This is a genomic window from Pseudomonas sp. CG7, from assembly GCF_023701885.1.
GTDB classification, from domain to species: domain Bacteria; phylum Pseudomonadota; class Gammaproteobacteria; order Pseudomonadales; family Pseudomonadaceae; genus Aquipseudomonas; species Aquipseudomonas zanjanensis.
On record NZ_JABAEE010000052.1, the window covers coordinates 42637 to 51889 of the forward strand.

9 protein-coding genes are annotated in these 9253 nt (G+C 63.7%); 7 read left to right on the forward strand and 2 right to left on the reverse strand.

The window, feature by feature from the left end:
• Window positions 1-4 precede the first annotated feature (4 nt).
• Entirely contained in the window at window positions 5-973 is a 969-nt protein-coding gene (locus HGO40_RS20215; RefSeq protein ID WP_250964473.1) for a GlxA family transcriptional regulator, read from the reverse strand.
• Window positions 974-1064: 91 nt separating this feature from the next.
• Between HGO40_RS20215 and HGO40_RS20220 the strand changes: the two genes are divergently transcribed.
• Window positions 1065-1847 (forward strand): MBL fold metallo-hydrolase, encoded by a 783-nt coding sequence (locus HGO40_RS20220; protein ID WP_250964474.1) that lies wholly within the window; start codon window positions 1065-1067, stop codon window positions 1845-1847.
• Here the strand turns inward: HGO40_RS20220 and HGO40_RS20225 are convergent.
• Entirely contained in the window at window positions 1844-2704 is an 861-nt protein-coding gene (locus tag HGO40_RS20225; RefSeq protein WP_250964475.1) for an aldo/keto reductase family oxidoreductase, read from the reverse strand. The two genes, HGO40_RS20220 and HGO40_RS20225, sit on opposite strands and share 4 nt — an antisense overlap.
• Before the next feature lie 100 nt (window positions 2705-2804).
• Here HGO40_RS20225 and HGO40_RS20230 point away from each other — a divergent pair, with 100 nt between their 5' ends.
• The 6 genes from HGO40_RS20230 to HGO40_RS20255 all read left to right on the forward strand — a co-directional run bounded on the left by HGO40_RS20230 (window position 2805) and on the right by HGO40_RS20255 (window position 9120).
• Entirely contained in the window at window positions 2805-3758 is a 954-nt protein-coding gene (locus tag HGO40_RS20230) for a LysR family transcriptional regulator (RefSeq protein ID WP_250964476.1), read from the forward strand.
• A 413-nt stretch (window positions 3759-4171) separates the two neighbouring features.
• Window positions 4172-4855, forward strand: coding sequence for an SOS response-associated peptidase family protein (locus tag HGO40_RS20235; RefSeq protein ID WP_250964477.1), 684 nt, complete (start codon window positions 4172-4174; stop codon window positions 4853-4855).
• Window positions 4856-4872: 17 nt separating this feature from the next.
• Complete coding sequence (locus HGO40_RS20240; protein WP_250964478.1) at window positions 4873-5754, forward strand: NmrA family NAD(P)-binding protein; 882 nt, start codon at window positions 4873-4875, stop codon at window positions 5752-5754.
• Between the two features lie 73 nt (window positions 5755-5827).
• Window positions 5828-6208 (forward strand): RidA family protein, encoded by a 381-nt coding sequence (locus tag HGO40_RS20245; protein WP_250964479.1) that lies wholly within the window; start codon window positions 5828-5830, stop codon window positions 6206-6208.
• A 537-nt stretch (window positions 6209-6745) separates the two neighbouring features.
• Window positions 6746-7081 carry a DUF6124 family protein gene (locus HGO40_RS20250; protein ID WP_250964480.1) on the forward strand — a complete coding sequence of 112 codons (336 nt, stop codon included), beginning with the start codon at window positions 6746-6748 and terminating at the stop codon, window positions 7079-7081.
• Between the two features lie 275 nt (window positions 7082-7356).
• Window positions 7357-9120, forward strand: coding sequence for an L-lactate permease (locus HGO40_RS20255; RefSeq protein ID WP_250964481.1), 1764 nt, complete (start codon window positions 7357-7359; stop codon window positions 9118-9120).
• Window positions 9121-9253: the final 133 nt, after the last annotated feature.

The following is a 9253-nucleotide window of genomic DNA, read 5'->3' on the forward strand; positions in this document are numbered from 1 at the left end:
GACGTCACACACGCCCGAACTTGCGCCGGTATGCCATCGGCGTCAGCCCGGTCAGCGCCTTGAACATGCGCTGCAAGTTGGAGCTGCTGCTGAAACCCAGCTCGGCACCGATGCTGGCCAGGGGCAGCGAGGTCAACGTCAGGCGTTCGCTGACCTGGTTCAACTTGATACGCCGGGCGTAGGCCGCGACAGCCTGCCCCGTTTCACGGCTGACCTTGCGCGCCAAGGTGCGCTCGGACACCGCCAGCGCGCTTGCCAGGGCCTGCACGGTAATCCCCTCGGCCGGCGTCTGCTCGATCAACCCATGCAACTGCCGCAACCATCCGCTGGGTTGCTCGATCAGCGTGCTGCCCTGGAACGCCGCATGGGGAATGGCCGGGCGCGGTAGCACCATGAGCCGGGTGATGTCGCGCAGCACATCACTGCTGACGCTGCGCTCGATGAGTTGTTCGGCGATGGGCAGGTAGCCGTTCACCCCGGACGCCGTCGCCGTGCGCGCGTTGAACACGCAGTTCTGCTCGCTTTGCCAATGTACCTTTCGGTATTGCTGTTGCATCGCTTGCGCCAGCCACCAGGTCACCGTCGCGCCCTGCCCGTCCAAGCGGCCGCTGGCGGCTAGCAGGCAGACTCCGGTGCAATAGGCCCAGAGCTGCAGTGCTCGGGCTTGCTTCGACAACGCGCTCAATAGGGCTGTCTGCTCGGTCAGGACGGCATTCACCTGCTCGGCCGATTCGGCCCAGAAACCGGGAACCAGGACCGCATCCAGCCCGGCGTTTTCCAGGGCCGCTTCCGCGTGCAGGGTCACGCCATGGGCGCACAGCACCGGCCCGGCCTGCAACGCGATGTAGCGTGCCTCGAACAGCGCCCGCCCTCGCCTGCGGTTGGCGGCGTGCAGCAGATCGGCAAAGGCGAACAGGCCGGCGGGCATGCAGCCGGGAAACAGGAGCAGACCGATTCGGAGTTTTTGAGTCATGGCATGAAACGAATCAAAGATGTCAGATCCGGCCATTATGCACACCGGGCCGGATCGGCACCATGAAGCGCTCGCTCAATAGGAACGCCTCATGAACATCCAGCAGATCCGTAACGCCACGATCCTTCTTGAATTCGGCCCCTATCGCGTGCTCGTCGACCCGATGCTGGCGGACAAGGGCACGCTTCCACCGCTTCGACTGTTTGGTGCCAACCAGCGCAATCCGCTGGTAGCGCTTCCGGCATCAACAGCGAAGGACCTGGAGACGGTCACGCACTGCCTGATCACCCACTGCCAGAAAGGCCATTTCGATCATCTGGATCGCGCGGCCAAGCGTTGGCTGAGGGAAAGACAGATCCCGGTCATCTGCACACCCCATGACGCCCCGTACCTGGCCAAGCGTGGCTTGAACGTCCAGCCACTTGCCCAGGCACATGACCACCCCAACCCCTTCCTGGGCGGCACCATTCGCTCCGTGAGATGCACCCATGGGCTGGGCCTGGTGGGCAAGTTGATGGAACACGGCGTCGGCTACCTGATCGAGTTGCCCGGCGAACCGAGTGTCTACCTCACCGGCGACACCGTGCTCACCCCCACCGTGCGCGAATTCGTCTTGCGCCACCAGCCGCAGGTCAGCGTGGTGCCGGCAGGCGGGGCACGGTTCGATATCGGCGGCGACATCATCATGGGCATCGACGAGACGCTGGAATTCATCCGTCTGAGCCGTGGGACCGTGGTGGCCAATCACCTGGAAGCGATCAGCCATTGCCCGACGACCCGCAAGGCCTTGGCCGACGCCGCCGCACTGGCCGGTGTCGCAAGCCGGTTGTTGATACCGGAGGATGGCGAGACGCTGGTGTTCCAGGCGGCCTAGATTGCATCCAGCTCGGCGAGCAGTTGCGCAGGAATCGTCAGCTCACTCGCCGAGAGGTTTTCCCGCAGGTGCGCCACGGACGATGTGCCGGGAATCAACAGGATATTCGGCGCACGTTGCAGCAACCACGCCAGGGCCACGCACAGCGGTGACGCCTGCAAGCGCGCCGCCACGCTGGACAGGGTTTCCGATTGCAGTGGCGTAAACCCACCCAGCGGGAAGAATGGCACGTAGGCGATGCCCTGCCGGCCCAGGTCGGCGATGAGTTGTTCGTCGTCGCGATGGGTCAGGTTGTAGTGGTTCTGCACGCAGACCACCTCGGCAATGCCCTGGGCTTCCCTGACCTGTGCGGCTGTGACGTTGCTCAGGCCCAAGTGGCGGATCAGGCCTTGGCGCTGCAGCTCGGCCAGTGCCGTGAAGGATGCCTCGATGGAGTCTTCGGTGGGCGAATGCAGGTCGCCCCACACCCGCAGGTTGACCACGTCCAGGACCTCCACGTCGAGGTTGCGCAGATTATCGTGGACCGCACGGGTCAATTCGGCGGGGCTGTGGGCCGGGTTCCAGGACGCGTCGTTACCGCGCACGGCACCGACCTTGGTCACGATGACCAAGTCCTGGGCGTAAGGGTGCAGCGCTTCACGGATCAACCGGTTGGTGACATGGGGCCCATAGAAATCGGCGGTGTCGACGTGGTTGACCCCACTCGCCAACGCTTCGCACAGCACGGCGACGGCGGCGGCCGGATCTTTCGGCGGGCCGAAGACCTGGGGCCCCGCCAACTGCATCGCGCCATAGCCCATGCGATTGACCGTGCGCTCACCCAATAAAAAGTTGCCCGCCTTGTCTGCAATGTTCATCTCGTAGCCCTCGGATCGATGTGAGTGGGCCGACTATAGGCGTTGACCATTCCCGTGATAATCAGGTGCAATCAGCACGGGTTGTACGGTGGAGAGAACAATGGCGACGGATATTCAAGACTTGCTGGCCTTCGTGGCGGTGGTCAATGCGAAGGGCTTTCGTGAAGGCGCGCGGTTGAGCGGCAAGTCCGCGTCGAGCCTCAGCGATGCCGTACGGCGGATGGAAAGCCGGCTCGGCGTGCGCCTGCTCAACCGCACCACCCGCAGCGTGGTGCCGACCGAGGCCGGCGCCCGGTTGATGGAACGCATCGTGCCGGCCCTGGGCGAAGTCGAGGCGGCGATGGACGTGGTCAACGATTTTCGCGACCGGCCATCGGGCACCCTCAGGCTGAACGTGCCCGTCAGCGCCGCCCGGCTGGTGTTGCCGGCGATTATCACGCCGTTCCTGAAAAGCTATCCCGACATCCGCCTGGAAGTGGTCACCGAAGAGAGTTTCGTCGACATGCTGGCCGCTGGCTGTGACGCGGGGATTCGCTACGACGAACGCCTGGAGCAAGACATGATCGCCATCCCCCTCGGCCCACGGTTCCAGCGCTTCGCCACGGCCGCGGCCCCGGCGTACCTCGACGCCCGGGGCCGCCCCGAACATCCACGGGACCTGCTGGGGCACGCCTGCCTGACGGGCAAGTTTCCCAGCGGCGCCCTGCCCTTGTGGGAATACGAACGTGACGGCGAAACCGTGAGCGTCGACCCGAGCGGCCCGTTGATTGTGCGCATCGGCGGCGCCATGGACCTGGCGGTGCAGGCGGCGGTGGATGGGCTGGGCATTGTCCACCTGTTCGAGGACTGGCTACGGCCCCACCTGGACAGCGGCGCCCTCGAACCGGTGCTCGAACCCTGGTGGCAGCGCTTTACCGGGCCGTTCCTCTACTACCCTGGGCGGCGCTACTTGCCTTCGCCGTTGAGGGCGTTTATAGACTTCATCCATGCACAACGCCGTGGGAGCGAGCTTGCTCGCGAAGGCGCCAGCACAGCCAACCTCCCCGCAAGCTGACACACCGCTATCGCGAGCAAGCTCGCTCCCACAGGGGCTTGGCGGTGTAGCTGAGAATCCTGACCCACCACAACTCCATTGTGGGAGCGAGCTTGCTCGCGAAGGCGCCAGCACATTCAGCATTGATGCAAGCTGATCCACCGCTATCGCGAGCAGGCTCGCTCCCACAGGGGCTCGGCGGTGTAGCTGAAAATCCTGACCCACCACAACTCCACTGTGGGAGCGAGCTTGCTCGCGATGGCGTCAGTGCATCCACCCCAATTGCCCGCTCGTCTCCCCGCCGCGAGGATTTTCGAACCAAGCATTTCGCCACGGGTTCGGACCTACATGACACCGCTGAAAGCCACGGCAACCACGGTTTGAACGGCGGGTACATCAAGGCTTCTTTGCGTTTCACTGCCGGAGTTTTCGCTATGTGTGACGGTCTGGTTCAACACGTTTCTTCAAAAGATTCCCTGGCGTATTTCGCCCAGCGAGACACCTCCGGCAGCCGTTTCGGTACATCCGTCACGCCCCTGGACCAGTACGAGACAACGCCGCCCAAGGCTCAGGAGCGGCACAGCCTGGTCAAGCCCAATATGCAGGTCAGCGCCATTCGCCGTCGCGGCGGGCACTTGGAATGCATTAAGGTTCGCTGGGGCTGGTCGCCGATCTGGTCGGTGGGAACCATGCCCCCGCTGACGCACCTGCCCTTGCACCTGGTCATGCGTTCCAAGGTCTTCGATCCCATCAAGCATGAAGGCCGCGTACTGGTCGCCGTGGAGGGCTGGTATGAGTCGCAAGCACCCGCCTCGCCGTCACAGGCGCCACGCCTCGCCTACCTGACCACTCGGCAATCGGCGCCGATCTTCCTGGCCGCCTTGGCCCAGGCCAGCGAGACCTCGTTTGGTTGTGACGGCTTGGCCCTGGTGACCTATGGCGACATCGCCAACCAGCAACAACGAGTCCTGGCCTTCAGCGCCGACGACGCTCTCGACTGGCTGGAGCCCGATCTGGGATGGGAACAGGCACAACAACTGGTCGCACGCTTGAACGGCACGCAACCGCCCCTTGAACCGGGGCAAACCATCCAACGTCCGGCCCAGGGCGGCCTTTGATTCCAGGAGATGAAGCCATGTACGTGATCATGGGCGCCACCGGCCACGGTGGATCGGCCACGGCCCGGGCCTTGCTGGCGCCAGGGCATGCCGTGATGGTCATGACCCGCGATGCCAGCCACGCCGCTGAATGGCACGCCAGGGGCGCTCAAATCGTCGAAGCCGATGCTGAAAATGTCGAGTCATTGCGTGCCGCCTTTCGGCTCGGGCGCAGGGCGTTCATTCTCAACCCGCCCGCCGCGCCCAGTACCGATACCGACGCGGTGGAACGGCGCACGGTCGCCACCCTCCTCGCGGCCCTTGACGGCTCGGGCCTGGAGAAAATCGTCGTGCAATCCACCTCCGGCGCCCAGCCCGGTGAGCGCATTGGCGATCTCAGCGTCTTGTGGGAACTGGAAGAAGGCGTGCGCAACCAGCAGATCCCTGCGGCGATCAATCGCGGGGCTTACTACATGAGTAACTGGGACAACCTGCTCGAGACCGTCCGCGAGACCGGCAAGCTGCCCACGCTGTTCCCCGCCGACCTGGCGTTTCCCATGGTGGCGCCCCGGGACTTGGGCGAGGTCGCCGCCGCGCGCTTGCTTTCGCCGATTGACGACGTTGGCGTGCGTCATGTGCAAGGGCCTCGCCTGTATTCGCCCAATGATGTGGCACAGGCGTTTTCCCAGGCGCTCGGCCGGCCGGTCGAGGTACAGGTGATACCCAGGGACCAATGGGAAAGCCATTTCCGGAGCCTCGGCTTCAGCCCCGTTGCGGCGCAATCCTATACGTGCATGAGCGCCGTCAGCCTCGACAGCGGCTTCGAGGTGGGCGACGACGCGGCCCTGCACGGCACCACGACGCTGGAGGCCTACATCCAGGCGCTGGTGCAAAACCATGGCCCGGAAACGCACGGCTAAAGGAATGCAGGAACGGCGCGGCAATGGACGGTAAACTGCGGCGGTCCTTTTTCTTTCCTGCATGAGGCTTTGCATGAGCAACCCAGACATCACGTTTATTCCAGATCCGGATGCCGATTCGATTTCCTCCGACGTCGCCGGCTTCGGCGGCCTGCTGGTTTCCACGCAAATCCCCACCCGCGCCGACGGCAGCCTGGAACTGGGCGACATCACGCTGCAGAGCGAATGCACACTGCAAGCCCTCAAGACCGCCTTGGAGGGTGCCGGCAGTTCCATGGACCGGGAGTTGCACCTGACCATCTACCTGACCGACATGGCCGATCGCGCCGCGTTCAACGAGGTCTACAAACGCTTCTTCGCCAAACCCTGGCCGGTTCGCGCCGCCGTGGGCGTGGCATCGTTGGCGGTCGAGGGGATGAAGGTGGAAGTGACGGCGATGGCGGCGAAGGGCTAACGAGCACACCGCTCTGTTGGCCTGAGTCAGCGCTTTTGTGGCGAGGGAGCTTGCTCGCGCTGGGTGGCGAAGCCGCCCCAAAATTTCTGCATTGAGCAAAAAAACGTGGGCCTGCTGCGCCGTCCAGCGGGAGCAAGCTCCCTCGCCACAAGGGTTGTGTTGTTGGCCTTATTTCCGCTCCAAACAAGCCTGCGTTTATTCAGATGTAGGAACGTTCGGGTTCGGGCTACGTTGTCTTGCGCCGTTACCTACAACTACGCCAGAATCCGCCGGCTTGTGCGCCTGTGAGCCGGGCTTTATCGTTTCCCCGTCGCTGATAAATCAGCGATCGGGTTTGGTAGCCCGGCCTCTACATGACTCACGGCTCACTTTTTTGCAGGCGCGTTTCAGCATTTGCATTCAATGGTGGCCATGCGTAGGGCGCCCTCGGGCGCGCCGGTGTTCATGTGGACCGGTCTACCAACCTGCGTATGGCCGCCACCCTTCGTTTGGTAGCGAGGGTGATGGCTCCGTCAAACTTCCACATGAGCCTCAACTATGTTCAAAGTAACGCCCAACCCACCGGACACCGATCCATCCAATTCAAAAGCATTCGACAAAGCCGCCGACCGCATCCTCGACTCCTACCTCAAGCCCAAACCCAGCAAACCCGAAGCCGATCCCGGCCAGCTGTTCACCGTTGCCCCCGGCATCGACACCGAAACCCTGCTCGCCAACCTCAGCGAAAACCTGGCCTCGGCCAATGCCATGGTCAGTGACCTGGCCTTCGACCTGAAAGGCTCAAGACGCCACATTGCCCTGGGTATCCAGCAATTGATCGAACTGAGCGCAATGCTGGCGAACCGTGCGCTGGATAACGTCGAAGCACGCTAGCCAATCCACCCCTTGAAACTGGCCTCTGAGGAACAGCGCCCAGAGGCCAGCGCGAACCCGCTTTTGTGGCGAGGGAGCTTGCTCCCGCTGGACTGCGCAGCAGGCCCAGGTTCATTGTTTCAGCACAAATTCTTGGGGCGGCTTCGCCACCCAGCGGGAGCAAGCTCCCTCGCCACAGGGGTTAGCCTGGCAATCGCTTAACAAATCCCCGCCTATACTTCTCTGCCAATCCCCCCGGGGCCTGCACTTCCAACAATAAAAAGCAGAGGTGGAACATGGTCTGGCAACAAGTCTACGATCCCTTCGGTAATGCGGTGCTGTCGACGCTCCTGGCGGCGGTTCCGGTGGTGGTGATGCTGGCGTCCCTGGCGTTCTTTCATGTCAAGGCGCACCTGGCGGCGTTGTACGCCCTGGCCTCGGCCTTGCTGATCGCGATTTTCGCCTTCGGCATGCCCGCCGACATGGCCGGTTCGGCGGCGTTGTATGGCGCGGCCAACGGCCTGCTGCCCATCGGCTGGATTGTCCTCAACATCATTTTCCTGCACCGGCTGACCACCGAAAACGGCTCGTTCAAGGTCCTGCAGGACTCCCTCGCGCGCATCACCGACGACCGGCGCCTGCAATTGCTGCTGATCGCCTTTTGTTTTGGCGCGTTCTTCGAAGGCGCGGCGGGCTTCGGCACGCCGGTGGCGGTGACCGGCGCGATCCTGATCGGGCTGGGGTTTTCCCCCTTGGCCGCCTCGGGCCTGGCACTGATCGCCAACACCGCGCCGGTGGCGTTCGGCGCCCTCGGCACGCCCATCATCACCCTGGCCAAAGTCACCGGGCTGGATGACATGGAATTGTCGATGATGGTCGGGCGGCAGTTGCCGTTCTTCTCGGTGCTGGTGCCGTTCTGGTTGATCTGGGCCTTCGCCGGGTGGCGCAAGATGCTGGAGGTCTGGCCGGCGATCCTGGTGGCCGGCGTCAGCTTCGCCATCCCGCAGTTCCTGGTGTCCACCTACCACGGGCCGATGCTGGTGGATGTCATCGCCGCGTTGATTTCCATGGCCTGCCTCACCGGTTTCCTCAAGGTCTGGAAGCCAGCCACGGTGCATACGTCCGCGGCGTTGACGGGGCGCCACGATGACTCGAAGATCGACGCGAGCGAGCAGCAGCAACCGGTCACCACCGGCGCTTTCGGCAGTGACAATCGCCCCGCCGTGCTGCGTGCCTGGATGCCCTGGATCATCCTCACGGTATTCGTCTTCGCCTGGGGCACCCAGGGCTTCAAGAATCTGTTCGACACCCGCCCGGCACTGGACCCGCAAACCCAATCGGCCAAGCTCGACCCCCAAGGCAAGCCGATGCGCGAGGCCCACCCGATCTTCTCGCCACTGGTGACCTTCGGCACCATCCACCAGCAGATCGAAAAAGTCCCGCCCGTGGTCCCGCAGCCGAAAACCGAGGAAGCGGTCTACAAGTTCAACTGGTTCACCGCCACGGGCAGCGGCATCTTCCTGGCGGCGATTCTCGGTGGCTTGCTGATGGGCTACTCCATCCCGCAACTGGTGCGCCACTACCTGCGCACGCTGTGGGTGGTGCGCTACTCGCTGATCACCATCGTGGCGATGTTGGCGCTGGGGTTCCTCACGCGTTATTCAGGCCTGGACGCGACCATGGGCCTGGCTTTCGCCGCCACGGGCATTTTCTATCCGATGTTCGGCACCCTGCTGGGCTGGCTCGGCGTGGCGCTGACCGGTTCGGACACGGCGTCCAACGTGTTGTTCGGCGGGTTGCAACGGGTGACGGCGGAACAGTTGGGCATTAGCCCGGTGCTGATGGCCGCGGCCAACAGTTCTGGTGGGGTGATGGGCAAAATGGTCGACGCCCAGTCGATCGTGGTCGCCTCCACCGCGACACGTTGGTACGGCCACGAAGGCGAAATCCTGCGCTACGTGTTTTTCCACTCGGTGGTCTTGGCGATCCTGGTGGGCGGGCTGGTGACGTTGCAGGCGTATGTCGAGCCGTTCACGCATATGGTGGTGGGCGGACGCTGACAGAGGATCGGGCATGATCGGGCTGTTGTGGCGAGGGAGCTTGCTCCCGCTCGGTTGCGCAGACTCCACCAGCAAAGGCGCCGCGGGCGGCGGCGCCGGCGCGGACCCTCGCCCGCCCCCGCTCACACCCCGT

Bases quoted from the DNA above. Each gene is read 5' to 3' on its own strand.
- HGO40_RS20215 (WP_250964473.1), bottom strand. From the start codon at position 973: ATGACTCAAAAACTCCGAATCGGTCTGCTCCTGTTTCCCGGCTGCATG.
- HGO40_RS20240 (WP_250964478.1), top strand. From the start codon at position 4,873: ATGTACGTGATCATGGGCGCCACCGGCCACGGTGGATCGGCCACGGCC.
- HGO40_RS20235 (WP_250964477.1), top strand. From the start codon at position 4,172: ATGTGTGACGGTCTGGTTCAACACGTTTCTTCAAAAGATTCCCTGGCG.
- HGO40_RS20220 (WP_250964474.1), top strand. From the start codon at position 1,065: ATGAACATCCAGCAGATCCGTAACGCCACGATCCTTCTTGAATTCGGC.
- HGO40_RS20225 (WP_250964475.1), bottom strand. From the start codon at position 2,704: ATGAACATTGCAGACAAGGCGGGCAACTTTTTATTGGGTGAGCGCACG.
- HGO40_RS20230 (WP_250964476.1), top strand. From the start codon at position 2,805: ATGGCGACGGATATTCAAGACTTGCTGGCCTTCGTGGCGGTGGTCAAT.
- HGO40_RS20245 (WP_250964479.1), top strand. From the start codon at position 5,828: ATGAGCAACCCAGACATCACGTTTATTCCAGATCCGGATGCCGATTCG.
- HGO40_RS20250 (WP_250964480.1), top strand. From the start codon at position 6,746: ATGTTCAAAGTAACGCCCAACCCACCGGACACCGATCCATCCAATTCA.
- HGO40_RS20255 (WP_250964481.1), top strand. From the start codon at position 7,357: ATGGTCTGGCAACAAGTCTACGATCCCTTCGGTAATGCGGTGCTGTCG.